Here is a 24327-nt window from a genome sequence, read left to right on the forward strand (position 1 = left end):
CCGGAGGCTTTGATGCTGACCACCAAACAACATGAATTGCTTGTCTTCATCGACAAGCATTTGCGCCAGACCGGGTGCAGCCCGAGTTTTGAGGAGATGAAGGAGGCACTGGATCTGCGCTCCAAATCGGGGATTCACCGGTTGATCACGGCGCTGGAGGAACGCGGGTTTTTGAAGCGGCATAAGCACCGGGCGCGGGCGCTGGAGGTGGTGCGGCTCTCGGAGGATATGGCGCCGCAGGTGGCGCCGGCGCGGTTTTCGCCAAATGTGATCAAGGGGGATTTTTCTCACCGCTTGCCCGGTGCGCGGGCGGCGAATGTGGCCGGGGCGGTCTCGCTGCCGTTATACGGGAAAATTGCCGCCGGGTTGCCGATTGAGGCGATGCGCGATGAGGCGGAGGAGATCGAGGTGCCGGTGGCGCTGATCGGCGCGGGGGAGCATTTTGCCTTGCTGGTGGAAGGCGACTCGATGATCGAGGCGGGAATCCTGGATGGCGACACTGTGATTATCCGCAAGGGCGAGACGGCGGAGAACGGGCAGATTATCGTGGCGTTGGTGGATGAGAACGAGGTGACGCTGAAACGGCTGCGCCGGCGGGGGAATTCGATTGCGCTGGAGCCTGCGAACGCGCGTTATGAGACGAAGATTTTGCCGCCGGAGCGGGTGAAGGTTCAGGGCCGGCTGGTGGCGCTGTTGCGGCAGTATTGAGGGTTTTATGACACAGGAAGAACTGAGTGCCTGGGCGCTGAAGAACGGCTGGCAGGTTTTGGCGGGGAGTTTGAGCCTGGTGAAGCCATCATCGCCGAAGGAGGCGATTGTGCGGATGATTTTCAAGGCCACGGTGGTGAGCCTGGAGGTTAAAAAACCGGCGGGGAAATGGGAGAAGATCGCCTCCGCCCCGTATGCGCAGGTTGTTTATGACGAGGAGGGCGAACGGCCTGCGGGGCTGGGGTTTGAGAAGATTCCGAGCTTTGCGATGCTGATGCGCGAGAATAAGGACCGGCTGGCGTTCTCAAGGTTTGGGCAGGCCGGTTAGAGCCTGATCGCTTTAAGTGCGATCAGGCTCTGGCTATTTTTCTGAGGGCGATTCACGCTTTCGGCTCGCTCGGTTGAGCGAACCTCAAACGATCGCACTCTAATTACGAGAGTTTCACGCGGGTTTCGCGCGCTGCCATATTCTTGGCCTTTTCGAGTCATAAACAGGACAGACAGAGCGAGTAACGCTTATGTGAGAATGACGGTTTCTGTTTGGTTTGTTGAAGGGGTTTGAAATGGAACGAAAAAGAGCGGGTTTGATCGGCGCGCTGGCCGGCCTCGCCACCATGGGGAGTGCAACTGCTCAGGCTGCCAGCCATGCCGGCCCGATGCCGCCCGAGCCTATGCAAATTTCCTCGTATTCGGATTTGCTCCGGCCTGTTCCAAATGCGGTTGAGCTGTTGAAGGCCCATGATGCGCAACTGCAGGAGCGCGCCCGCAATGCGAAGGTGCTGCCGGTGCAGTATTACGAGGGGGATGACCACCACCATCACCACCACCACCATCATCAGGACTATTATCCGCCGCCGGAATATTACCCGCCGCCGCCGCCGCCGGAATATTATGCGCCGCCGGAGCATCATCACCACCACCATCATCAGGGCGGTGTGACGATTGTGCTGCCGGGCCTGGGCTTGCAGATTAATTAGAGCCTGATCGCTTTAAGTTCGATCATGCTCTAACCGGTTTTTCGAGGGCGATTCACGCTTTCGGCTCGCTCGGTTATGCGAACCTCAAACGATCGCGCTTAATCCTCCGCTGCCCGGTCCCTGGCCCGGGCAGCGCCGAGGATGTGGCGGTATGTGCCGTCAAATATTGTGTTGGTGGAGGATTTCCAGCGGGTCTCCTGGGCCAGGGTTTCGCGGCTGGCGTGGATGCGCCGGCTTTGCAGCTCGCGCTCGGCGGCTTCTTCGATGCCCATTGGCACCAATTCGAAGTCAGGCTCGGCGGGTACGATGCAGATTTGCATGAACGGTTCGCCGGGGCGGAAGATATGCACTCCGCCTTCGTGCGGGGCTTTGAAGACCATGAACGAAATCATTGGCCACCATTCCGTGCGCAGCAGGGCTGGCACGGCGATTGGCACGTCATTGGTCTCGCTCGTATAAAATCGGGGGTGCGGCTCGGTTCGGACGGCCAGGCCGGGCGGCACCTTCAGGTCCAGCAGGAGCTGGTAGGTGTAATAATTTTCGCCAAAGGCGCGGAAGGGCGGCCATTGCACGCCGGTTTGCGGGTTTGGGCCGAAATCGCCGTCAAAGACGAATTTGCCGCCCTGCCGGGAGACGCGCAGCTCATTGTCATAGGGGTAGAAAATCTCGATGCCTGACTGCGCGCCCTCAATGAAGGGCAGGCAGTGCCAGGCCTGCTCATGTGAGCCGTCGCGCCGGGGCTCTTTTGTCCCGGCCCAGCCCGGCACTTCGATTTTTGTGCGGCGGGGGGCGAGGCGCGGTGTGAACAGCCGGTATTTGATGGTTGTCATGGTATTTCCCATTTTTGCAGCCATTGGATATGGGAGCGAAGCGGGGATGGATTTAAGGGGGCGGAGCAAGATTGCTCAGCGCCCCGGCGGCATCAATATGTTTTTTTCAGCACCTTGTTTTTGCGGCGGCGTTCCTGCTCGGTGGGTTTGCCGCCTTCGGGGCGGGCGGGGCGGATGAATTTGGTTTTTTCCGGGCGCGGTCCGGGGTCACGCGCCGGGCCAGCGCCGGGGGCGGTGCTGGGTTCGACCAGCAGGTCAGTCACGCCGGGGGCGGTGATGGCGGCGGCGAAGGCTTCGGCCACGGGGGCCGAGATTTCGAACTTGGTCTCACGGTCAAAAATGCGGATGGCGCCGATTTCCGCCTTGGTGATGCCGCCGAGGCGGCAGATCAGCGGGATCAGCCATTTGGGGTCGGCATTGTGCTTGCGGCCGATGGGCGAGCGGAACCAGGCCATGGGGGCGTTGTCCGTGCGGCGCTCATAGGGCGTGTTTTCCCGCACGGGACGCTCAAAGGGCGCGTTTTCACGCGCGGGGCGCGGGCCGCGCTCGGGCCGGGCGGCGAAGGGTTCGCGCGGGGCGTGGGCCTGGATGGTGACGTTTGCCGGCTCGGGCAGATGTGAACGGTAGAGGCGGATGAGGGCGGCGGCGATGGTCGCGGCGTCCTGGCGTTCCAGCAGTTTGGCGCCCAGGGCGAGTTCATCCTCGGAGGGGGCGGCGGTGAGGATTTCGTCCTCCAGCAGGCGCTCCTGGTCACGGGCCTTGATCTGGGCTGCGGTCGGCGGGTCTTGCCAGATGGCCTCGATATTGGCGGAGCCGAGCAGGAGCTCGGCGCGGCGGCGCTTGGAGGGGGAGACCAGCACGAGGCACATGCCCTTGCGCCCGGCGCGGCCGGTGCGCCCGGAGCGGTGGAGCAGGCTGGCTTTGTTGGTCGGCAGATCGGCGTGGATGACGAGGTCGAGATCCGGCAGGTCGAGCCCGCGGGCGGCGACGTCGGTCGCGATGCAGACCTGGGCGCGGCCTTCGCGCAGGGCGTTGAGGGCGGTGTTGCGCTCGCTCTGGGAGAGCTCGCCCGAGAGGGCGACGGCGTTGAAGCCGCGCGCGAGCAGGCTGGCGTGCAGGTGGCGCACAGTGTCACGCGTGGAGCAGAACACCAGGGCGCGGGAATCGTGGAAGCGCAGCAGGTTGACGAGGCCCTGCTCGATCTCGTGGCCGCCGACGCGGATGGCGCGGTATTCAATGTCGGCATGCGGCTGGTTGCGGGCGACGGTGTCAATCCGCAGGGCGTTTTGTTGATATTTGCGGGCGAGGTTGGCGATTTCGCGCGCGATGGTGGCGGAGAACAAGAGAGTGCGGCGGGACTCGGGCGCGGCGGAGAGGATGAACTCCAGCTCGTCCTTGAAGCCGAGGTCGAGCATCTCGTCGGCTTCGTCGAGCACCACGGCCTCGCATTCGTCGAGCTTGAGGGCGCCGCGGTTTATATGGTCCTGCAACCGGCCGGGGGTGCCGACGACGATGTGGCAGCCGGCGGCGAGCAGGCGCTGCTCACGCCGAGCGTCCATGCCGCCGACGCAGGAGACGACGCGCCCGCCGGCCTGCTCGTAGAGCCAGGTGAGTTCGGCGTGAACCTGCAAGGCCAGCTCGCGCGTGGGGGCGATGACCAGGACCAGGGGGAGGATGGTGGCGGGCAGACGCTCGGCGTCGCCCAGGATGGTGGAGGCCAAAGCCAGGCCGAAGGCCACGGTTTTGCCGGAGCCGGTCTGGGCGGAGACCAGCAGGTCACGGTCCTCGGCCTCGGGTGCCAGCACGGCGAGCTGGACTTCGGTGGGGTCATTGTAGCCGCGCGCGGCCAGGGCGCGAGCGAGCGCCGGATTTTTTATGGGGAAGGGCATGGCGGCTCCTACCCCGGCGCGGGGGCCAGGGCTAGGTGTGCGTGTGAAGTTTGAGCGATGTTTTAGGAAATAACCCGCATTTTAGGTTGCATGAGGGCGCGTGAGGGGCATTTCGGGATTGATGGCGGCGCGGACGTGCCCTATGTTGCCCTGGCTCGGCTGGGCCGGGCAGCTTTAACGATTATACCTGAACGATCACAAGAGGACTGTTTAAATAGTGCGACCCCCGAAAAATGACCGCCAGCGGCAACCGCGTCGCCGCGGTTTTGACGACGATAATTTCTTTGGCAATACGCCGCCCCCCCCGCCGTCTTTTTCCGGGTTTGGGTCTGCGTCCTCCGCACCGGAGGCCAAGGCCACAGTGAAGTGGTATAACTCTGAAAAGGGTTTTGGCTTCGTGGAAATGGCGGATGGCTCGGGCGATGTCTTCTTGCACGCCAACTCCTTGCAGAATGCCGGCTTCCAGGCTGTGACCCCCGGGTCCATCCTGCAGGTGCGCGTTGGCCAGGGGCAGAAAGGCCGCCAGGTTGACCAGGTGATTTCCGTCACCGAGGGCACCGGCGAAGCGCCGGGCGGCCGTGGTGGTTTTGGTGGTGGTGGTGATCGTGGCGGGTTCGACCGTCCGCGCCCCGCGGCAGGCCCGCGCGCACCGCGCCAGCAGGCCAGCGGCCCGGCGGTTGAGATGACCGGCATCGTGAAGTGGTATAACGCCACCAAGGGCTTCGGTTTTATCAGCCCGCAGAGCGGCGGCAAGGATGTGTTCGTGCACGCCACCGCGCTGGAGCAGGCTGGTTTGCCGCCGTTGCAGGAAGGTCAGTCTGTGCGCATGAACGTCGTGCAGGGCGCCAAGGGGCCGGAAGTCAGCTCGATCAGCGTCGACTGAGCTTTTCTCCCCGGAGGTGATTTTTGAGGCGGGCTCACGGCATGTGGGCCCGCTTTTATTTTGGCATTTTTGTTTTGCGGATGTGAAGGGCGGCAGGAATGGCGTTTAAAGTGAATTACGGGCTGGAGCGGGCGGAGCGCAACCGCGCCAAGCAGGCCAAGAAAGAGGCCAAGGCGAAGGCGAAGAAGATGCCGGGCGAGAGCGGGGAGGCGGATGAAGGGGTGCCTCCGGCGGAGACGCCTGAGGGAGAAACGCCTGCCGGAGACGCGGAACAGGCGTGATTCAGCCGGGCAAATGGCGCAGGCTGGCGGCGAAACCGGGGTAGAACGGCTCGATGTCGGCCTCGATTGGCAGCAGGGCTTGCGCCAGGGCGGCGAAATCCACGCCGGGGTAGCGGGTTTGAAGGTTGATCTCGCGGATCGGGTGGGTCACCGGCGCGGGCGAGCCCGAGAGCGGGCGCAGCGTGGCGGCGGGGTCACGCGCCAGGGCTTCATAGGTCAGCACATGGCCGGGCGGCAGGGTGCGGTAGCGCTGAAAGATCCATTGCATGAGCGCGATCTGGCGCGGAAGGGGGGCGGATAGCCGGTCCAGCCGTTCGCGCAGGGCGGGGGCGTAGGCTTCGGCGGCGGGCATGCGGCCCTGACGGACGTTGAAATCCACCGATTGCCATGAGGCCAGCGCGGCGAGAGGGTGGCGGACGATGGCGTAGAACGTGAAGTTTTCCGCCAGTGGCTGGGCCAGGGCGGTGAAGAAGGCCGGGTGCTTGATGAAGAGGTTGAAATCCGCTGTCAGCGGTTTTTCGATTTTGACATCGGCGACCTTGGCGGCGCTGCGCCTGAGGTTTCCGTTGTGGTTCACTTCCTCGAATGTATTATCGACCATGAGGCCCGCGCGGCTCATGGAGGGGGCGAAACCTTCGCGCAGGATGCCCTCGCGCGTGGCGCGGGCGAAGGCGGCGACCTCGCAGACGGCCTGTTCGGCGTTGCCGTGGAGCGGGACGTTCATGGGCTCGGTGAGGGCGACGCAATTGGGCAGCGTATTGAGGCAGGCGCAGATGAGCGTGGTGCCAGAGCGGGGCAGGCCGGTGAGGAGCGTGGTGGTCATGCGGCGTTGAGGAATTGGCGCAACAGGGTAAGGTAGGCGGCGCGCTCACGCGCGAGCGTGTGGTTTGCAGCCATTTTGGCGCCGGATTCGGCAAGAGCGGCGCGTTGGGCCGGGTTGCGGACGAGGGCGCGGGCGGCGGCGGAAAGTGATGCGGCGTTGTATTCGGGCATCAGGCAGGTCTCGCCGGGCAGGCAGAAGCCGCGATTGCCGGTGCAATCGGGCACTACCACGGTGCGGCCAAGCGCCATGGCCTCCAGCGGCGGGAGGAAGAAGCCTTCGGCTCGCAGCGGCAGCAGGATGCAGATGCTGGCGGCGGCCATGCGGGCCAGGAATTCTTCCCGCGGGCACATGGTTGTCAGCAGGTCGAGCTCTGCTTCGCCTTGCAACAGGGCGGCGATTTCATGGGCCATTTCGGGGTTTTTAACGCCGCCGATGAGGATGCGCGCGGGTGTGTTGAGCGGGCGCAGCGGCGGCGGGGTGATCTCGATGCCGTTGGGGATGGCGTGTACCGGGCCGTTGGCGAAGGGGGCGATGGCGTCTGCGGCCTGCTGGCTGACGCAGATGCGCAGCGCGGGGCGCGCGAGGTAGCCGAACAGCGGCGTGCCGGGCTCAGCGTGGCGCAGGCCCTGGATGAGGTTGATGACCGGCGCCGCGCCGGGGGCGATGCCGGCGGCGTCGAGCAGGGACCAGTCCAGCCCGGCGAGGAAATAGGCCGGGAAGGGGCGCAGGGCGGTGATTTGCGGGGCGCCGCAATGGCCGAACGGGTTGCCGGGGCGTCCGGCGGAGCCGGGGGTTTGGTAGAGCACCGGCGCGGCGAGGCCGCTGGAAGCGGTGTGGCGCAGGTAGTCGTAGTATTTAAGGTGTCCGCCGGAGAAGCCGGTGAAGTCGCGGGTGAACAGCATCTCCACGGTTGAGGGATTACAGCGCGGCGCTGTGGGCGCGGGTGACCCCGGCGGCTTGCAGGCGGCTCCAGGCGGCGGCGAGGGAGGCGTTCAGGTCGATGGCGCGGCAGGCGTCCTCGATGACCGTGGTTTTGAAGCCGAAGCGGCGCGCATCCTCGGCGGACCAGGCGACGCAATAGTCGGTGGCGAGGCCGCAGAGGTAGAGTTCGGTGATGCCGCGCGAGGTGAAATAACCGTCCAGCCCGGTTTTGGTGGCGCGGTCGGCCTCCAGGAAGGCTGAATAGCTATCGACGTCAGGGTGCAGGCCCTTGCGCAGGATCAGCCCGGCGTGGGGGATGGCGAGATTAGGGTGCAGGGCGGCGCCTGGGGTTGTTTGCACGCAATGGGTGGGCCAGAGCACCTGTTCGCCGTAGGGGAGGGCTATTGTCTGGAACGGCTCTTTGCCCGGGTGGTTGGCGGCGAAGGAGATGTGGCTGGGGGGATGCCAGTCCTGCGTGAGGACCACGGTGGCGAATTTGGCGGCCAGGCGGTTGATGAGGGGGATTATGGCGGCGCCATCGGGCACGGCCAGCGCGCCGCCGGGGCAGAAATCGTTCTGGACGTCGATGACCAGCAGGGCGGCATTGTTTTGCATGGCAGGGATATAAGCAATTTGCCGCCGGAGATATAGACAGGGTGGCGGGTAATACTGTAAGGCTCCCCCCCTCAAGGAACGTGGGAGGTTGGGTGATGGTTCGCCCGGCCGGTTGTACCACGGTCTATTGGCGCGTGCCAAAGGATTAAGGAGCCAGAAATGGCAAAGAAGATTGTCGGTTATATCAAGCTGCAGATACCTGCAGGCAAGGCGAACCCCTCACCGCCGGTGGGTCCGGCGCTGGGCCAGCGTGGTTTGAACATCATGCAGTTCGTCAAGGAATTCAACGCCGCCACGCAAGGGCTTGAGCCCGGCATGCCGGTTCCGGTCGTGATCACCGCGTTTGGTGACCGTACCTTCAGCTTCGTGATGAAGACCCCGCCGAACACCTACTTCCTGAAGAAGGCCGCGGGCATCACCAAGGGCACGACCACGCCGGGCAAGGGCGCCGCGGTTGGCAAGGTGACGATGGCGCAGCTGCGCGAGATCGCGGAAAAGAAGATGATCCACATGAACGCCAACGATGTTGATGGCGCGGTGCGGATGTTGATTGGCTCGGCGCGCTCCATGGGCGTGACCGTGGTGGAGGGCTGAACCGATGGCACATGATAAACGCTTGACCGCCGCCCGCGCCAATGTGGACCGCAACAAGAATTATGCCCTGACCGAGGCCGTGGCCCTGGCGAAGGCGAATGCGAAGGCGAAGTTCGATGAGACCATCGAGATTTCGCTGAACCTGGGCATCGACCCGCGCCATGCCGACCAGATGGTGCGTGGCCTGATCTCGCTGCCCAACGGCACCGGCAAGGTGTTGCGCGTGGGCGTGTTCGCCCGTGGCGCCAAGGCTGACGAAGCCCTGGCCGCCGGCGCCGATGTGGTGGGCGCCGACGATCTGGCCGAGAAGGTGCAGGCTGGCGATATTCAGTTCGACCGTTGCATCGCGACGCCGGACATGATGGCGCTGGTTGGCCGTTTGGGTAAGATTTTGGGCCCGCGCGGCCTGATGCCCAACCCCAAGCTCGGCACCGTGACCATGGACGTTAAGGGCGCCGTGACGGCGGCCAAGTCTGGCCAGGTTGAGTTCCGCGCCGAGAAGGCTGGTATCATCCATGCCGGTATCGGCAAGGCGAGCTTTGATGACGCCAGCCTGGTTGAGAACGCGAAGGCGCTGATTGACGCCGTGCAGAAGGCCAAGCCGACGGGCGCCAAGGGTACCTATCTGCAGAAGGTTGCGATGAGCTCGACGATGGGCCCGGGCATCCGCGTGGATGTGGCGAGCGTTACGGCCTGAGTTTCAGGCTGACGAGATACATGGCGGCTTAACGGCCGCCATGGGCAGGCGGGGGCAACCCCGCTGATACCTGTCCGAGACCGCCTGTACCGCGAGGTTTGATGGGAGAAATCCCGCAAGTGGTAGACGAGGTGCCAGAGGCTTTGCGTTAAGCAGGGGTTTTGGTGGTTCTGATGAATAGGACAGGCGATTGGTGCTTTGGGATGGTCCTGGAGCACCTTGGGTAACCTGGCGGCGCATCAATGGTGCGTTGCCGCAAGTTGGAGACGGATGTGGATCGCATAGAGAAGCGTGAATTCGTCGCTGAGTTGTCTGCGGTGTTTGCCGAGACCTCGATGGTTGTTGTGACGCGTAATGCGGGCATGACGGTTGCCGAAGTCACGGATCTGCGCCGTAAGATGCGGGCGGCGGGAGCGAGCTTCAAGGTTGCGAAGAATCGTCTGGCTTTGCTTGCTCTTGATGGAACCCGGTTTGACGGTTTGGCCCCCCTGCTGAAGGGGCCCACGGCGATGTCCTGGTCGAAAGACCCGGTTGCCGTGGCGAAAGCCGCTGTCGACTTCGCCAAGACCAATGACAAGTTTGTTTTGATCGGTGGTGCGCTTGGCACCCAGTTGCTTGATGTAGCTGGTGTTAAGGCGCTTGCCGAACTGCCGTCGCTGGATTCGCTGCGTGCCAAGCTGCTGGGGCTGCTCAATGCTCCCGCAACCAAGGTCGCGGGCGTGCTCCAGGCGCCGGCCGGACAGCTTGCACGGGTTTTCGCGGCGTATGCCGATGCCAGCAAGAGCGAGGCGGCCTGAAGGCACTTCGAGATCTTGTCGTAAAATTTGCGGGGCCGCGTGGTGCGGCCTTGCGTGGAACCAATCAAAGCCTACTTACACGAAGGATTTTTTAAATGGCTGACCTTAACGCGCTCGTTGAAGAGCTTTCGAAGCTGACCGTCCTGGAAGCTGCTGAGCTTTCCAAGCTGCTTGAAGAGAAGTGGGGCGTTTCCGCTGCTGCGCCGGTGGCTGTCGCCGCTGCGCCGGCTGGTGGTGGCGCTGCTGCCGCTCCCGCTGAAGAGCAGACCGAGTTCACCGTGATCCTGGCCGCCGCTGGCGACAAGAAGATCAACGTCATCAAGGAAATTCGCACCATCACGGGTCTCGGCCTGAAGGAAGCGAAGGACCTGGTTGAGGGCGCCCCGAAGACCGTCAAGGAAAACGCGACGAAGGACGAGGCTGCCGCGATCAAGAAGACACTGGAAGAGAATGGCGCGACTGTCGAAGTCAAGTAATTCACTTATCACCGCCGTGGCCAATGGCCGCGGCGGTTATATGCCTAAAGGGCAGGCGATTACCGTTGGGTGATCGCCTGCCGCCTGTTTTTGTAAGACAGGTTTTTGTAAGACTGAGCTAAAATTTAAAAGCGAGGGTGAATACGATGAACGCGATTACTGGTGGTCTGGGTAAAGGGTCTTTCACCGGCCGGAAGCGCATTCGTAAGAGCTTTGGGCGCATCCCTGAAGTCGCACCCATGCCAAATCTGATCGACGTGCAGCGCTCAAGCTATGACAGCTTTTTGCAGATGCATGTGAAGCCGGATGCGCGGACGCATTCGGGTATTCAGGAAGTTTTCAAATCGGTGTTCCCGATTGATGATTTTGCCGGGCGCGGCCGCCTCGAGTTCGTGCATTACGAGCTGGAAGAGCCGAAGTATGACGTTGAGGAATGCATCCAGCGCGGCATGACCTATGCGGCGCCGCTGAAGGTGATTCTCCGTCTGATCGTGTGGGACCTCGACGAGGATACCGGCGCGAAGTCGATCCGCGATATTAAAGAACAGCCTGTTTATATGGGCGACATGCCGCTGATGACCGATAACGGCACGTTCGTGGTCAATGGCACCGAGCGCGTGATTGTGTCGCAGATGCACCGCAGCCCCGGCGTGTTTTTTGACCATGACCGCGGCAAGACGCATTCGTCGGGCAAATATCTGTTCACCGCGCGGGTGATTCCGTATCGCGGTTCGTGGCTCGATTTCGAGTTCGACGCCAAGGACATCGTGTATGTGCGCATTGACCGCAAGCGCAAGCTGCCGGTGACGACGCTGCTTTATGCGCTCCCCAGTGTTGCCACCGAGGCGCTGCGCGAGGCGCGCGCGGCCAAGGGCGAGAGCCTGGAGATCGCCGAGATCAAAGGCATGGACGCCGAGGAGATTCTCGGCGCGTTCTATGGCCAGGTGATGTTCACCTGCACCAAGGGCCAGTGGGCCCGCCCCTTTGAGGCGGAAGCCTTCCGTAACCAGAAGCTCATTGAAGACCTGGTGGATGCCAATACGGGTGAAGTAGTCGCCAAGAACGATGAGAAGCTGACCGCGCGCGTGGTCAAGAAGATCGCCGAGAAGACCAAGCGCGTGCTGGTTGCGCGCAATGATCTGCTGGGCCGCTTCATCGCGGTGGATATGTATGATCCGCAGACCGGCGAGATTTTCGCCGAGGCAGGGGAGGAGCTGGTCGAGGCCAAGCTGGCGCTGCTGGAAGACAAGGGTATCGACGAGCTGCCGACCCTGGCGGTTGACCAGGGCAATGGCCCGTGGATTCGCAACACCTTGGCGGTGGACAAGAACAGCAACCGCGAGGATGCGCTGATCGACATCTACCGCGTGATGCGCCCCGGCGAGCCGCCGACCTCCGAGACCGCCGAGGCTTTGTTCCGCGGCCTGTTCTTTGACACTGACCGCTACGACCTTTCCGCCGTGGGCCGTGTGAAGATGAACATGCGCCTTGGCCTGGAAGCCGAGGACACCGTGCGTACGCTGCGCAAGGAAGATATTCTGCGCACAGTGAAGATCATGTGCGAGCTGAAGGACGGGCGCGGCGCGATCGACGATATTGACAATCTCGGCAACCGCCGGGTGCGTTCGGTCGGCGAGCTGATGGAGAATCAGTATCGCGTGGGCCTGCTGCGCATGGAGCGGGCGATCCGCGAACGCATGGGCTCGGTCGATATCGACAGCGTGATGCCGCATGATTTGATCAACGCCAAGCCGGCGGCCGCCGCCGTGCGTGAGTTTTTTGGCTCCTCGCAGCTCTCGCAGTTCATGGACCAGACCAACCCGCTCTCGGAAGTGACGCATAAGCGCCGCCTCTCAGCGCTCGGACCAGGCGGCCTGACGCGTGAGCGCGCCGGGTTTGAGGTGCGTGACGTGCATCCGACGCATTATGGGCGGATTTGCCCGATTGAGACGCCGGAAGGGCCGAACATCGGGTTGATCAACTCGCTGGCTACCTACGCCAAGGTGAATAAATACGGCTTTATCGAGACCCCGTATCAGTTGGTGGTCGATGGTGTTGTGCAGCCCTCGTGGAAGTATCTCTCCGCGATGGAAGAGGAGCGCCTGACGGTGGCGCAGGCCGACGCGAAGAAGGATGGGGATGGCAAGTTCACCGCCGATCTCGTGTCCGTGCGGCGCAACGGCGACTTCCTTCTGGTCAAGCCCGAAGAGGTCACCGCGATCGACGTGTCGCCCAAGCAGCTGGTTTCGGTTGCGGCGGCGCTGATCCCGTTCCTGGAAAACGACGACGCCAACCGTGCGCTGATGGGCTCGAACATGCAGCGCCAGGCGGTGCCGCTGATCCAGTCCGATGCGCCGATTGTCGGCACGGGCATGGAAGCCGCCGTGGCGCGCGACTCCGGGGCGACCATTGTCGCCAAGCGGGCGGGGATGATCGACCAGATCGACGGCGCGCGCATCGTGGTGCGGGCGACGGCCGAGGATGGCTCGACCATGGGTGTGGATATTTACCGGCTGCGCAAGTACATGCGCTCCAACCAGAGCACCTGCATCAACCAGCGGCCGCTGGTGAAGGTCGGTGACCGGGTGGCAGAGGGCGATATCATCGCTGATGGTCCCTCGACCGAGCTGGGTGAATTGGCGCTGGGGCGCAACGCGCTGTGCGCGTTCATGCCCTGGAACGGTTACAACTTTGAAGACTCCATCCTGATCTCCGAGCGGATTGCCCGTGATGACGTGTTCACCTCGATCCATATCGAGGAATTCGAGGTCATGGCGCGTGACACCAAGCTCGGCCAGGAGGAAATCACCCGTGATATTCCCAATGTCGGTGAGGAAGCGCTGCGCAACCTTGACGAAGCCGGCATTGTTTATATCGGCGCCGAGGTGAACCCGGGCGATATTCTGGTCGGCAAGGTGACGCCGAAGGGCGAAAGCCCGATGACGCCGGAAGAGAAGCTGCTGCGCGCGATCTTTGGTGAAAAAGCCTCCGATGTGCGCGATACCTCGCTGAAGCTGCCGCCGGGCGTGGCGGGCACCATTGTTGACGTGCGGGTGTTCAACCGCCGCGGCGTCGATAAGGATGAGCGCGCGCTGGCGATTGAGCGGGCGGAAATTGAGCGGCTGGCGAAGGACCGTGACGATGAGCGGGCGATTCAGGAGCGCTCGTTCCTGAACCGGCTGCGCGAGACGCTGTTGGGCCAGATTGCCGGTTCGGGCTTCAAGGGCATCAAGGCGGGGACTGAGATCACCTCCGAGGTGCTGGCCGAGCATCCGCGCGGCGCCTGGCGCAATGTGGTGGTGCAGGACGACGCCGTGATGGCGCAGATCGAGATCCTCAAGCGCGAGTTCGATGCGGCGGTGAAGCGTCTGCAGGAGCGTTTTGAGAGCAAGGTCGAGAAGCTGCAGCGCGGCGACGAGTTGCTGCCCGGCGTGATGAAGATGGTCAAGGTGTTCGTGGCGGTGAAGCGCAAGCTGCAGCCGGGCGACAAGATGGCCGGGCGCCATGGCAACAAGGGTGTGGTCTCGCGGGTTGTGCCGGTTGAGGACATGCCGTTCCTGCCCGATGGCACGCCGGTTGACCTGGTGCTGAACCCGTTGGGCGTGCCCTCGCGCATGAACGTCGGGCAGATCCTTGAGGTGCATCTGGGCTGGGCCTGCGCGAACCTTGGCAAGCAGATCGGCGTGGCGGTGGAAGAATACCGCCGCACCGGCGAGGCCAAGCTGGAGCTGCTGGACCTGTTGAAGGACATCTACGGTCCGGAGATTTACGATGCGCAGATCGCCGGCATGGATGATGCGGCGCTGATCGAGCTGTGCGGCAATCTGAAGAAGGGCGTGCCGATTGCGACGCCGGTGTTCGATGGCGCGCGCATCCCTGATATCGAGGCGATGCTGGCGAAGGCGGGCATGGATATTTCCGGGCAGTCGGTGCTGGTTGACGGCCGCACGGGTGAGCCGTTCGAGCGCAAGGTGACGGTTGGGTATATGTATATGCTCAAGCTGCATCATCTTGTGGATGACAAGATCCATGCGCGCTCGATCGGGCCGTATTCGCTCGTGACCCAGCAGCCGCTGGGCGGCAAGGCGCAGTTCGGTGGCCAGCGCTTCGGCGAAATGGAAGTGTGGGCGCTTGAGGCTTACGGCGCGGCCTATACCTTGCAGGAAATGCTGACGGTGAAATCCGATGACGTTTCCGGCCGGACCAAGGTGTATGAGGCGATTGTGCGCGAGCAGGACAATTTTGAGGCTGGTATTCCTGAGAGCTTCAACGTGTTGCTGAAAGAACTGAAATCCTTGGGTCTGAATGTCGATCTGGAGCAGACGGTCACTTAGGTGGCTGTCTGACCCGGGCGAAACAGATTCTGGCAGTTTAAGGATGATGAGTGATGAATGATTTGATGAAGATTCTCGGCCAGACCGGCCAGGCGGCGACTTTTGACCAGATCAAGATCCAGATCGCCTCGCCTGAGCAGATCCGCAGCTGGTCTTACGGCGAGATCAAGAAGCCGGAGACGATCAACTACCGGACGTTCAAGCCGGAGCGGGACGGGTTGTTCTGCGCGCGGATTTTTGGGCCGATCAAGGATTACGAGTGCCTGTGCGGCAAGTACAAGCGGATGAAATTCCGCGGCATCATCTGCGAGAAATGCGGCGTTGAGGTCACGCTGGCGAAGGTGCGCCGCGAGCGCATGGGCCATATCGAGCTGGCCTCGCCGGTCGCGCATATCTGGTTCCTCAAGTCGCTGCCGAGCCGCATCGCGACGATGCTGGATATGACGCTTAAAGATGTCGAGAAGGTGCTGTATTTCGAGTCGTATATCGTGCTCGAGCCGGGCACGACCGACCTCAAGCTGCATCAGCTGATCTCGGAAGACGAGCTGTATAACAAGCAGGACGAGTTCGGCGAGGATGGTTTCCGCGCCAGCATCGGCGCCGAGGCGATCAAGCATATCCTGCTGGGCATTGATCTCGCCGAGGACAAGGCGCGCATGCGCGCCGAGCTGAAGGAGACCAATTCCGAGACCAAGCGCAAGAAGCTGGTCAAGCGGTTGAAGCTGGTTGAGAACTTCCTCGACTCGGGCACGCATCCGGAATGGATGGTGCTTGATGTGGTGCCGGTGATCCCGCCTGAGCTGCGCCCCTTGGTGCCGCTGGATGGCGGGCGCTTCGCCACCTCCGATTTGAACGATTTGTACCGCCGCGTGATCAACCGCAACAACCGCCTGAAGCGGCTGATGGAGCTGCGCGCGCCGGATATCATCGTGCGCAATGAGAAGCGCATGTTGCAGGAGTCGGTGGACGCGCTGTTCGACAACGGCCGCCGCGGCCGTGCGATCACGGGCACCAACAAGCGCCCGCTGAAGTCGCTCTCGGATATGTTGAAGGGCAAGCAGGGCCGCTTCCGGCAGAATCTGCTCGGCAAGCGCGTCGATTATTCCGGCCGGTCGGTTATCGTCGTGGGCCCGGAGCTGAAGCTGCACCAGTGCGGCCTGCCCAAGAAGATGGCGCTGGAGCTGTTCAAGCCGTTCATCTACGCCAAGCTGGAGAAATACGGCCTGGCGACGACCATCAAGGCCGCCAAGCGGATGGTGGAAAAGGAGCGTCCCGAGGTTTGGGATATCCTTGAAGAGGTGATCCGTGAGCATCCGGTGATGCTCAACCGCGCGCCGACGCTGCATCGTCTGGGCATCCAGGCGTTCGAGCCGGTGTTGATCGAGGGCAAGGCGATTCAGCTGCACCCGCTGGTTTGCACCGCCTTCAACGCGGATTTCGACGGCGACCAGATGGCGGTGCATGTGCCGCTCTCGATCGAGGCGCAGCTGGAAGCGCGCGTGCTGATGATGTCGACCAACAACATCCTCTCGCCCGCGAACGGCAAGCCGATTATCGTGCCGAGCCAGGATATTGTGCTCGGGCTGTATTATCTCTCGCTGGAGACGACTGAATTCGGCGTGACCAAGGATGAGGACGCGCGCGCGTTCGGCTCGGTTGCCGAGATCGAATTCGCGATGTCGGCCGGGGCGCTGAAGCTGCATGACAAGATCCGCGCGCGGGTTGAGCTGATTGACCATGCGGGTGTGAAGACGAAGAAGATCGTCGTCACCACGCCGGGCCGGATGTTGATTGGCCAGTTGCTGCCGCTGAACCCGGATGTGCCGTTTGGCGTGGTCAACAAGATGCTGACCAAGAAAAACGTGTCTGACGTGATTGACCTCGTGTACCGCCATTGCGGGCAGAAAGAGGCGGTGATCTTCTGTGACCGCATGATGGGGCTCGGCTTCAAGCACGCGGCGCGGGCCGGTATTTCGTTCGGCAAGGACGATATGCGGATACCCGATTCGAAGGCCGGGCTGGTTGCGGCCACCCAGGCGGAGGTGCGCGAGTTCGAGCAGCAGTATCAGGATGGTCTGATCACGGCGGGCGAGCGCTATAATAAGGTGGTTGACGCCTGGTCGCGTTGTAAGGACCTGGTGGCCACGGCGATGATGAAGGAGATTTCACGCCAGGAGATCGGCAAGCCCACCAACTCGGTGTGGATGATGAGCCACTCCGGCGCGCGTGGGTCGCCGGCGCAGATGTCGCAGCTGGCGGGTATGCGCGGGTTGATGGCCAAGCCTTCGGGCGAGATCATCGAGCAGCCGATTATCGCCAACTTTAAAGAGGGCCTCTCGGTTCTCGATTACTTCAACTCGACCCACGGCGCCCGTAAGGGACTCGCCGATACCGCGTTGAAGACCGCGAACTCCGGGTATCTGACCCGCCGTCTGGTCGATGTGGCGCAGGATTGCATCATCATCGAGGAAGATTGCGGCACCGAGCGGGGCCTGACCGTAAGCGCGGTGATGGATGGCGGCGAGGTTGTCTCCAGCCTGGCCGAGCGCGTGCTGGGCCGGACCACGGCGGCGGCGGTGTTCGACCCGGCAACCGGGGCTGAGATTGTCGCGGCGAATGTGCTCATTGAAGAGCCGGAAGCCGAAAAGATCGAGAAATCGGGTGTGGAGTCGGTGAAGATCCGCTCCGTGCTGACCTGCGATACCAAGATCGGTGTTTGCGGCCATTGCTATGGGCGTGATCTGGCGCGCGGGACGCCGGTGAATGCCGGTGAGGCCGTGGGCGTTATCGCGGCGCAGTCAATCGGTGAGCCGGGCACGCAGCTGACCATGCGTACCTTCCATATCGGCGGTGCGGCGCAGCGGGGGGCCGAGCAGTCCAACGTGGAAGCCAGCCATGACGGCACCATCGCGATCAGGAACCGCAACGTGGTGACGAACAGCCAGGGCGTGCCGGTGGTGATGAGCCGTAATTGCGAAATCATCATTACCGACAACGCCAACCGCGAGCGCGCGCGCTTCCGGGTGCCATATGGCGCGCGGTTGCTGGGTGACGAAGGTGCGACGGTTGCACGTGGCCAGAAGCTGGCCGAGTGGGACCCGTACACCTTGCCGATCATCACCGAGCGCGCGGGTATCGTGGAATACGCGGATTTGATCGAGGGCATCACCCTGGTCGAGCGGACCGATGAGGTGACCGGCCTGACCTCGAAGGTTGTGGTCGATTACAAGCAGTCAGCCCGTGGGGCGGATTTGCGGCCGCGGCTGCTGCTGAAGGATGCCAAGGGCGAGATCGTGCGCCTGACCAACGGCGCGGAGGCGCGCTACTTCCTGGCGCCGGACTCCATCCTCTCGGTGGAACCCGGGGCGAGCGTGGCGGATGGCGACGTGCTGGCGCGTATTCCGCGCGAAGGCTCGAAGACGCGCGACATCACCGGCGGTCTGCCGCGGGTGGCGGAGCTGTTTGAGGCGCGGCGGCCGAAGGATCATGCGATTATCGCGGAGATCGACGGGCGCGTGGAGTTCGGCAAGGATTACAAGGCCAAGCGCCGCGTGATCGTGAAGAACGACGAGACCGGGGAAGACACCGAGTATCTGGTGCCCAAGGGCAAGCATGTGTCCGTGCAGGAGGGTGACTATGTCCGCCGGGGCGACCCGCTGGTGGATGGGCCGCGCGTGCCGCATGATATTCTGCGGGTGCTTGGAGTGGAGGCGCTGTCTGACTACCTGGTGAACGAAATCCAGGACGTCTACCGTCTGCAGGGCGTGAAGATCAACGATAAGCATATCGAGGTGATCGTGCGTCAGATGTTGCAGAAGGTGGAAATCACCGAGGCCGGCGATACCACCTTCCTGGTGGGCGAGCTGGTGGACCGGGTGGAGTTCGACATCGAGAACGGCAAGCTGGCGGAGGATGAACGGCGCGCCGCCGGGCTTCCGGTGCTCCAGGGCATTACCAAGGCGAGCCTGCAGACGCAGAGCTTCATCTCGGCGGCCTCCTTCCAGGAGACGACTCGGGTGCTCACCGAGGCGGCCACCGCCGGCAAGACGGACTCGCTGATGGGCCTGAAGGAAAACGTGATCGTTGGGCGCCTGATCCCGGCGGGAACGGGCAGCGTGATGAACCGGCTGCGGGCCGTGGCGGCTGGCCGCGACCGCCAGGCGCTGGGCGGGCAACGCCCGGCGCTGAACAAGCCGGAGTATGCCGCGGAGTAGGCTTAAAACGGCTTGTTTTGTCTCTTTACTGGAACGGCGCCCTGGTTTTGGGCGCCGTTTTCCGTTGCGGCGGGCATGGATCGGATGGGAGCCATGCCCAAAACTATTACCTGGGTTTTTCTACCATTGAGTCGGGTGCTGAAGCTTGACTTGGGGGTGGGGGGCTCTTAAGGAAGGCGCTCTCGCGGCTCTGGGACTTCTTCAGGCGCGGGTTGTTGATGAAAAATCTGGCGCGTGCGGCGCCGTCCTGGGAAACCAGAACTAAGGCCGCGTGCTGGAGACGTTTCCGCAAGCAGGACATTCCGGCTTGCGGCCGTTTTTTATGGATGACCTGTACTGGAATGAACCGGGGCACGCGGAACACACGAAGCAGGATGAGATATGCCGACCATTAATCAGTTGATCGCCAAGGGCCGTGAGCCCGCGCCGAAGCGGAACAAGGTGCCGGCCCTTGAGGGTTGCCCCCAGAAGCGCGGCGTTTGCACGCGCGTCTATACAACGACCCCGAAGAAGCCGAACTCGGCGCTTCGTAAGGTTGCCAAGGTGCGCCTGACCAATGGTTTCGAGGTGGTGAGCTACATCCCCGGCGAAGGCCATAACCTGCAGGAGCACTCTGTGGTGCTGATCCGCGGCGGCCGCGTAAAAGACTTGCCGGGCGTGCGCTACCACATCCTGCGCGGTGTGCTGGATACGCAAGGTTTGCCGAAGCGCCGTAAGCGCCGTTCGCTGTATGGCGCGAAGCGGCCGAAGTAAGAGAGAGCAGAGATATGAGCAGACGCCGCCGCGCCGTAAAACGCGAAGTTCTCCCGGACGCCAAGTTCGGAGATATTGTGATCAGCCGTTTCATGAACGTGTTGATGTACGATGGTAAGAAATCAGCCGCCGAAGGCATTGTCTACGGTGCGCTCGATGTGTTGAAGAAGCGCGGCGGGGCGAATGCCGACCCGGTGCGCCTGTTCCACGAGGCGCTGGACAATGTGAAGCCGGCGATTGAAGTGCGTTCACGCCGCGTTGGCGGTGCGACCTATCAGGTGCCGGTTGAGGTGCGCTCTGAGCGCCGCCAGGCTCTGGCGATCCGCTGGATCATCGACTCGGCGCGCAAGCGCGGCGAGCACACGATGGAAGAGCGGCTCTCCAACGAATTGCAGGATGCGGTGAACAATCGCGGTTCTGCTGTGAAGAAGCGTGAGGACACCCACCGTATGGCCGAAGCCAATAAGGCTTTCAGCCATTACCGCTGGTAATTACGACTACCAACTCTTTAAGTTTTTAGCCCGCACGGAGCAGACAAATGGCCAAATCGAAATTTGAGCGGAATAAGCCGCATCTGAACATTGGCACGATCGGCCACGTCGATCATGGCAAGACCTCCCTGACAGCCGCCATCACCAAGGTGCTGGCAAAGTCCGGCGGCGCGACCTTCACCGCTTACGACATGATCGACAAGGCGCCGGAAGAACGCGCCCGCGGCATCACGATCTCGACCGCTCACGTTGAGTACGAGACCGCCAACCGCCATTACGCGCACGTCGACTGCCCCGGCCACGCTGACTATGTGAAGAACATGATCACCGGCGCCGCGCAGATGGACGGCGCGATCCTCGTTGTTTCCGCGGCTGACGGCCCGATGCCGCAGACCCGTGAGCACATCCTGCTCGCTCGCCAGGTCGGCGTGCCGGCGCTGGTGGTGTTCCTGAACAAGATGGACCTTGCTGACCCTGATCTGGTCGAGCTGGTTGAGATGGAAGTGCGCGAGCTGCTCAGCAAGTATGGCTTCGATGGCGACAATATCCCCATCATCAAGGGTTCCGCTGTGGCGGCGCTCGAAGACAAGACCCCGGAGATTGGCGAACAGGCGATCCTGGAGCTGATGAAGGCGGTTGACGAATACATTCCGCAGCCCGAGCGCGCCAAGGACAAGCCGTTCCTGATGCCGGTTGAAGACGTGTTCTCGATCTCTGGCCGTGGCACCGTTGCCACCGGCCGCGTTGAGCGCGGCGTGATCAAGGTTGGTGAGGAAGTTGAAATCGTTGGCCTGCGTCCGACGACCAAGACGATCGTTACCGGCGTTGAAATGTTCCGCAAGCTGCTCGACCAGGGTGAGGCCGGCGATAACATCGGCGCGCTGCTGCGCGGCACCAAGCGTGAAGACATTGAGCGCGGCCAGGTTCTGGCGGCTCCGGGCTCCATTACGCCGCACACCAAGTTCCAGGGTCAGGCCTATATTCTGACGAAGGAAGAAGGTGGCCGTCATACCCCGTTCTTCACCAACTACCGTCCGCAGTTCTACTTCCGCACCACCGACGTGACCGGTGTTGTGACCCTGCAGGAAGGCACCGAGATGGTGATGCCTGGTGATAACGTGACGATCGAAGTCGAGCTGATCGCTCCGATCGCCATGGATGATGGTCTGCGTTTCGCCATCCGCGAAGGCGGCCGGACCGTTGGTTCGGGCGTTGTCGCCAAGGTAACGAAGTAAGTTTCGGCCCCCTGTATCTGTGAAAAGAGCTTGAGTTAAGATGGACAACCAAAACATCCGTATCCGCCTGAAGGCGTATGATCACCGCGTGCTGGATAACAGCACGAAGGACATCGTCAACACGGCGAAGCGTACAGGCGCGCAGGTGCGGGGGCCAATTCCGTTGCCGACACATATCGAACGTTTCACCGTGAACCGTTCGCCGCATGTGGACAAGAAGAGCCGCGAGCAGTTCGAGATTCGGACTCATCGCCGCTTGCTGGATATCGTTGACCCGACCCCGCAGACCGTTGACGCGCTGATGAAGCTCGATCTCGCTGCGGGCGTCGAAGTCGAAATTAAGATCTAAGCTTAGGTGGTATTATGCGTACCGGTGTAATTGCAAAAAAACTGGGGATGACCCGGTTGTTCAAAGATGACGGCACGCATGTGCCGGTCACGGTTCTTCACCTCGACGAGGTGCGGGTTGTGGCGGCGCGGACTGTTGAAAACGACGGCTACTCCGCTGTGCAGCTCGGCTATGGCAAGGCCAAGCCGAAGAATGTGAGCAAGCCGCAGAAGGGCCATTTCGCGAAGGCGCAGGTGGAACCTTCGATGAAGCTCGTTGAATTCCGCGTTGCGGACGATGCGCTGCTGCAGCCCGGCGCGCAGCTTTCGCCGTCGCACTTCTCGATTGGCCAGTTTGTCGACGTTGCCGGCATCACCAAGGGCAAGGGCTTTGCCGGTGGTATGAAGCGCTGGAACTTCGCGGGCCTTGAAGCGTCGCACGGCGTGTCCGTCAGCCATCGTAGCCTTGGCTCGACCGGTAACCGTCAGGACCCGGGCAAGACCTTCAAGAACAAGAAGATGCCTGGGCATCTCGGCCAGGAGCGCGTGACCACGCTGAACCTGCAGGTCGCTGGTCTCGATGAAGAGCGTAACCTGGTGCTCATCCGCGGCGCCGTTCCAGGCTCCAAGGGCAGCTATGTTCTGCTGCGCGATGCGATCAAGAAGGCACGGCCGGCTGATGCCGCCTACCCTGCAGCATTGAAGGGCTGAGCCGATGAAATATGATATTTACGACATGGACGCGAAAACCGCTGGCAGCGCTGAGTTGCCGGACGAGATTTTCGGCATTGCGCCGCGTGCGGACATTATCGCGCGCGTGATTCACTGGCAGTTGGCCAAGCGCCGCTCAGGCAATCACAAGACCAAGGGCATGGGAGAGGTTTCGGGCACGACCCGCAAGCCGTTCAAGCAGAAGGGCACGGGTAATGCGCGTCAGGGCAGCTTGCGCGCGCCGCAGTTCCGTACTGGTGGCGTGGTGCATGGTCCGGTTGTGCGTGACCATGGTTATAATCTGAACAAAAAGGTCCGCCGTTTGGGTCTGCTTTCGGCGCTTTCGCTGAAGGCCGCCGAGGGCAAGCTGGTTGTTCTGGACGCCGTGGGCGCGCTGGAGAAGACCAAGGATGTGGCCGCGAAGGTGAAAAACTTCGGCTGGAAGTCGGCGTTGATCGTCGATGCCGCCGTGGACCAGAATTTCCTGCGCGCCAGCCGCAATGTTCAGGGTTTGGATATTTTGCCGGTGATTGGCGCCAATGTGTACGACATCGTGCAGCATGACGTGCTGGTGATCACCAAGGCCGGCATTGATGGCTTGAAGGAGCGCCTGGCATGAGCACCGTGAAGATTACGCCGGAGCGGATGTACGAAGTCGTGCGCGCGCCGCATATCACCGAGAAGGCAACGCTGCTTTCCGAGAAGAACCAGTTTGTTTTCAAGGTTGCGTCCGATGCGACGAAGCCTGAAATCAAGGCGGCGATCGAGACCCTGTTCAAAGTAAAAGTAACTGGTGTGAATACGCTGATCACCAAGGGCAAGACCAAGCGGTTTAAGGGCCGTCCTGGTATTCGCTCCGACGTGAAGAAAGCGTTCGTGACTCTCGCCGAAGGCGAGAGCATCGATTTCACAACCGGTCTGGCATAAGGCGCGGACTATGGCACTGAAGCATTTTAATCCCGTCACGGCGAGCCTTCGCGGCACCGTCCTGATTGACCGCAGCGAGCTGTGGAAGGGCAAGCCTGTAAAGGGCCTGACCGAGGGCAAGCATTCGACCGGCGGGCGTAACAACCACGGTCGTATCACCAGCCGGTTCCGCGGCGGTGGACATAAGCAGGCTTATCGTATTGTCGACTTCAAGCGTCGCAAATACGATGTGGCCGCGACGGTCGAGCGTCTGGAATATGACCCGAACCGCACGGCTTTCATCGCGCTGATCAAATATGCCGATGGGGAGCTGTCCTACATCCTGGCGCCGCAGCGTTTGAAGGCTGGTGATCCGGTGATTTCCGGTTCACGGGTTGATATCAAGCCCGGCAACGCGATGCCGCTGGCCGCGATCCCGGTTGGGACGATCATCCATAACATCGAGCTCAAAGTGGGCGCCGGTGGCAAGATGGCACGCTCCGCCGGCACGTTTGCTCAGCTGGTTGGCAAGGACCAGGGTTATGCCCAGGTTAAGCTGATGTCCGGCGAGTTGCGGGTTGTGCGCGCTGAATGCATGGCGACGATTGGCGCGGTTTCGAACGCTGATCACCAGAACGAGCAGCTTGGTAAAGCTGGCCGCCGCGTGTGGATGGGCCGCCGTCCGCATAACCGCGGTGTCGTGATGAACCCGGTCGATCACCCGCATGGTGGTGGTGAGGGGCGTACCTCTGGTGGCCGGCATCCGGTTACACCTTGGGGCAAACCGACCAAGGGTGCGAAGACGCGTAGCAATAAACGTACGGATGATCTTATCATCCGCCGCGCTAAGAGCGGGAAGGGCTGA

General features: G+C 62.2%; 24 protein-coding genes. 19 read left to right on the forward strand and 5 right to left on the reverse strand.

The window, feature by feature from the left end; genetic code table 11:
- The first annotated feature begins 12 nt into the window (after positions 1 to 12).
- From lexA to QQJ84_RS06815, 3 genes are all read left to right on the forward strand, one after another.
- Positions 13 to 708, forward strand: coding sequence for a transcriptional repressor LexA (lexA, locus tag QQJ84_RS06805; protein WP_284257378.1), 696 nt, complete (start codon positions 13 to 15; stop codon positions 706 to 708).
- 7 nt (positions 709 to 715) lie between these two features.
- On the forward strand, positions 716 to 1036 hold the full coding sequence (locus tag QQJ84_RS06810; RefSeq protein ID WP_284257379.1) for a hypothetical protein: 321 nt from the start codon (positions 716 to 718) through the stop codon (positions 1034 to 1036).
- Between the two features lie 235 nt (positions 1037 to 1271).
- Positions 1272 to 1685, forward strand: a complete 414-nt coding sequence (locus QQJ84_RS06815) for a hypothetical protein (RefSeq protein ID WP_284257380.1) — start codon at positions 1272 to 1274, stop codon at positions 1683 to 1685.
- 98 nt (positions 1686 to 1783) lie between these two features.
- Here QQJ84_RS06815 and QQJ84_RS06820 read toward each other — a convergent pair whose 3' ends face one another.
- Entirely contained in the window at positions 1784 to 2515 is a 732-nt protein-coding gene (locus QQJ84_RS06820; RefSeq protein ID WP_284257381.1) for a hypothetical protein, read from the reverse strand.
- 92 nt (positions 2516 to 2607) lie between these two features.
- Positions 2608 to 4404 (reverse strand): DEAD/DEAH box helicase, encoded by a 1797-nt coding sequence (locus tag QQJ84_RS06825; protein WP_284257382.1) that lies wholly within the window; start codon positions 4402 to 4404, stop codon positions 2608 to 2610.
- A gap of 361 nt (positions 4405 to 4765) precedes the next feature.
- On the opposite strand from QQJ84_RS06825, the gene QQJ84_RS06830 reads away from it, so the two are divergent.
- On the forward strand, positions 4766 to 5287 hold the full coding sequence (locus tag QQJ84_RS06830) for a cold-shock protein (protein WP_348522670.1): 522 nt from the start codon (positions 4766 to 4768) through the stop codon (positions 5285 to 5287).
- A gap of 98 nt (positions 5288 to 5385) precedes the next feature.
- A complete protein-coding gene (locus QQJ84_RS06835; protein WP_284257384.1) occupies positions 5386 to 5568 on the forward strand; it encodes a hypothetical protein in 183 nt (60 codons plus the stop codon).
- Position 5569: 1 nt separating this feature from the next.
- Here the strand turns inward: QQJ84_RS06835 and QQJ84_RS06840 are convergent, their stop codons facing one another.
- Genes QQJ84_RS06840 through pncA form a run of 3 tightly spaced genes read right to left on the reverse strand, consistent with a single transcriptional unit; the run spans position 5570 to position 7927 of the window.
- Positions 5570 to 6391, reverse strand: coding sequence for a sulfotransferase (locus QQJ84_RS06840; protein WP_284257385.1), 822 nt, complete (start codon positions 6389 to 6391; stop codon positions 5570 to 5572).
- Positions 6388 to 7293 (reverse strand): glycosyltransferase, encoded by a 906-nt coding sequence (locus QQJ84_RS06845; RefSeq protein WP_284257386.1) that lies wholly within the window; start codon positions 7291 to 7293, stop codon positions 6388 to 6390. The genes QQJ84_RS06840 and QQJ84_RS06845 overlap by 4 nt, the downstream gene beginning before the upstream one ends.
- Positions 7294 to 7309: 16 nt before the next feature.
- A complete protein-coding gene (pncA, locus tag QQJ84_RS06850) occupies positions 7310 to 7927 on the reverse strand; it encodes a bifunctional nicotinamidase/pyrazinamidase (RefSeq protein WP_284257387.1) in 618 nt (205 codons plus the stop codon).
- A gap of 159 nt (positions 7928 to 8086) precedes the next feature.
- Here pncA and rplK point away from each other — a divergent pair, with 159 nt between their 5' ends.
- The 14 genes from rplK to rplB all read left to right on the forward strand — a co-directional run bounded on the left by rplK (position 8087) and on the right by rplB (position 24327).
- Positions 8087 to 8521, forward strand: a complete 435-nt coding sequence (gene rplK, locus QQJ84_RS06855; protein ID WP_284257388.1) for a 50S ribosomal protein L11 — start codon at positions 8087 to 8089, stop codon at positions 8519 to 8521.
- Positions 8522 to 8525: 4 nt separating this feature from the next.
- Positions 8526 to 9218, forward strand: coding sequence for a 50S ribosomal protein L1 (gene rplA, locus QQJ84_RS06860; protein WP_284257389.1), 693 nt, complete (start codon positions 8526 to 8528; stop codon positions 9216 to 9218).
- 272 nt (positions 9219 to 9490) lie between these two features.
- On the forward strand, positions 9491 to 10015 hold the full coding sequence (rplJ, locus tag QQJ84_RS06865; protein WP_284257390.1) for a 50S ribosomal protein L10: 525 nt from the start codon (positions 9491 to 9493) through the stop codon (positions 10013 to 10015).
- Between the two features lie 95 nt (positions 10016 to 10110).
- Positions 10111 to 10491 carry a 50S ribosomal protein L7/L12 gene (rplL, locus tag QQJ84_RS06870; protein WP_284257391.1) on the forward strand — a complete coding sequence of 127 codons (381 nt, stop codon included), beginning with the start codon at positions 10111 to 10113 and terminating at the stop codon, positions 10489 to 10491.
- Between the two features lie 146 nt (positions 10492 to 10637).
- Positions 10638 to 14825, forward strand: coding sequence for a DNA-directed RNA polymerase subunit beta (gene rpoB / locus QQJ84_RS06875; protein ID WP_284257392.1), 4188 nt, complete (start codon positions 10638 to 10640; stop codon positions 14823 to 14825).
- A gap of 53 nt (positions 14826 to 14878) precedes the next feature.
- Positions 14879 to 19039 (forward strand): DNA-directed RNA polymerase subunit beta', encoded by a 4161-nt coding sequence (gene rpoC, locus QQJ84_RS06880; RefSeq protein WP_284257393.1) that lies wholly within the window; start codon positions 14879 to 14881, stop codon positions 19037 to 19039.
- 381 nt (positions 19040 to 19420) lie between these two features.
- A complete protein-coding gene (rpsL, locus tag QQJ84_RS06885; RefSeq protein ID WP_183265836.1) occupies positions 19421 to 19792 on the forward strand; it encodes a 30S ribosomal protein S12 in 372 nt (123 codons plus the stop codon).
- Positions 19793 to 19806: 14 nt separating this feature from the next.
- Positions 19807 to 20283: a 30S ribosomal protein S7 gene (gene rpsG / locus QQJ84_RS06890; protein ID WP_284257394.1), complete on the forward strand. Its 477-nt coding sequence runs from the start codon at positions 19807 to 19809 to the stop codon at positions 20281 to 20283.
- 47 nt (positions 20284 to 20330) lie between these two features.
- The gene (tuf, locus tag QQJ84_RS06895) at positions 20331 to 21518 is read left to right on the forward strand and encodes an elongation factor Tu (protein WP_284257395.1); all 1188 of its coding nucleotides are present in this window, start codon (positions 20331 to 20333) and stop codon (positions 21516 to 21518) included.
- 40 nt (positions 21519 to 21558) lie between these two features.
- On the forward strand, positions 21559 to 21867 hold the full coding sequence (gene rpsJ / locus QQJ84_RS06900) for a 30S ribosomal protein S10 (protein ID WP_008494541.1): 309 nt from the start codon (positions 21559 to 21561) through the stop codon (positions 21865 to 21867).
- 14 nt (positions 21868 to 21881) lie between these two features.
- A complete protein-coding gene (gene rplC, locus QQJ84_RS06905; RefSeq protein WP_284257396.1) occupies positions 21882 to 22556 on the forward strand; it encodes a 50S ribosomal protein L3 in 675 nt (224 codons plus the stop codon).
- Between the two features lie 4 nt (positions 22557 to 22560).
- Positions 22561 to 23175, forward strand: coding sequence for a 50S ribosomal protein L4 (gene rplD, locus QQJ84_RS06910; RefSeq protein WP_284257397.1), 615 nt, complete (start codon positions 22561 to 22563; stop codon positions 23173 to 23175).
- Between the two features lie 11 nt (positions 23176 to 23186).
- A complete protein-coding gene (locus tag QQJ84_RS06915; protein WP_456304810.1) occupies positions 23187 to 23483 on the forward strand; it encodes a 50S ribosomal protein L23 in 297 nt (98 codons plus the stop codon).
- 10 nt (positions 23484 to 23493) lie between these two features.
- On the forward strand, positions 23494 to 24327 hold the full coding sequence (gene rplB, locus QQJ84_RS06920; protein ID WP_284257399.1) for a 50S ribosomal protein L2: 834 nt from the start codon (positions 23494 to 23496) through the stop codon (positions 24325 to 24327).

The organism is Acidocella aquatica, assembly GCF_030160635.1.
Taxonomy (GTDB): domain Bacteria; phylum Pseudomonadota; class Alphaproteobacteria; order Acetobacterales; family Acetobacteraceae; genus Acidocella; species Acidocella aquatica.

What these genes read in the sequence shown, in the direction of transcription:
- QQJ84_RS06815 (WP_284257380.1), top strand. Translation starts at nt 1,272, where the DNA reads ATGGAACGAAAAAGAGCGGGTTTGATCGGCGCGCTGGCCGGCCTCGCC.
- QQJ84_RS06845 (WP_284257386.1), bottom strand. Translation starts at nt 7,293, where the DNA reads ATGCTGTTCACCCGCGACTTCACCGGCTTCTCCGGCGGACACCTTAAA.
- rpsL (WP_183265836.1), top strand. Translation starts at nt 19,421, where the DNA reads ATGCCGACCATTAATCAGTTGATCGCCAAGGGCCGTGAGCCCGCGCCG.
- QQJ84_RS06810 (WP_284257379.1), top strand. Translation starts at nt 716, where the DNA reads ATGACACAGGAAGAACTGAGTGCCTGGGCGCTGAAGAACGGCTGGCAG.
- QQJ84_RS06825 (WP_284257382.1), bottom strand. Translation starts at nt 4,404, where the DNA reads ATGCCCTTCCCCATAAAAAATCCGGCGCTCGCTCGCGCCCTGGCCGCG.
- rpsG (WP_284257394.1), top strand. Translation starts at nt 19,807, where the DNA reads ATGAGCAGACGCCGCCGCGCCGTAAAACGCGAAGTTCTCCCGGACGCC.
- rpoC (WP_284257393.1), top strand. Translation starts at nt 14,879, where the DNA reads ATGAATGATTTGATGAAGATTCTCGGCCAGACCGGCCAGGCGGCGACT.
- rplD (WP_284257397.1), top strand. Translation starts at nt 22,561, where the DNA reads ATGAAATATGATATTTACGACATGGACGCGAAAACCGCTGGCAGCGCT.
- pncA (WP_284257387.1), bottom strand. Translation starts at nt 7,927, where the DNA reads ATGCAAAACAATGCCGCCCTGCTGGTCATCGACGTCCAGAACGATTTC.
- rplB (WP_284257399.1), top strand. Translation starts at nt 23,494, where the DNA reads ATGGCACTGAAGCATTTTAATCCCGTCACGGCGAGCCTTCGCGGCACC.
- QQJ84_RS06840 (WP_284257385.1), bottom strand. Translation starts at nt 6,391, where the DNA reads ATGACCACCACGCTCCTCACCGGCCTGCCCCGCTCTGGCACCACGCTC.
- rpoB (WP_284257392.1), top strand. Translation starts at nt 10,638, where the DNA reads ATGAACGCGATTACTGGTGGTCTGGGTAAAGGGTCTTTCACCGGCCGG.
- QQJ84_RS06835 (WP_284257384.1), top strand. Translation starts at nt 5,386, where the DNA reads ATGGCGTTTAAAGTGAATTACGGGCTGGAGCGGGCGGAGCGCAACCGC.
- rpsJ (WP_008494541.1), top strand. Translation starts at nt 21,559, where the DNA reads ATGGACAACCAAAACATCCGTATCCGCCTGAAGGCGTATGATCACCGC.
- lexA (WP_284257378.1), top strand. Translation starts at nt 13, where the DNA reads ATGCTGACCACCAAACAACATGAATTGCTTGTCTTCATCGACAAGCAT.
- tuf (WP_284257395.1), top strand. Translation starts at nt 20,331, where the DNA reads ATGGCCAAATCGAAATTTGAGCGGAATAAGCCGCATCTGAACATTGGC.
- rplK (WP_284257388.1), top strand. Translation starts at nt 8,087, where the DNA reads ATGGCAAAGAAGATTGTCGGTTATATCAAGCTGCAGATACCTGCAGGC.
- rplC (WP_284257396.1), top strand. Translation starts at nt 21,882, where the DNA reads ATGCGTACCGGTGTAATTGCAAAAAAACTGGGGATGACCCGGTTGTTC.
- rplA (WP_284257389.1), top strand. Translation starts at nt 8,526, where the DNA reads ATGGCACATGATAAACGCTTGACCGCCGCCCGCGCCAATGTGGACCGC.
- QQJ84_RS06820 (WP_284257381.1), bottom strand. Translation starts at nt 2,515, where the DNA reads ATGACAACCATCAAATACCGGCTGTTCACACCGCGCCTCGCCCCCCGC.
- rplL (WP_284257391.1), top strand. Translation starts at nt 10,111, where the DNA reads ATGGCTGACCTTAACGCGCTCGTTGAAGAGCTTTCGAAGCTGACCGTC.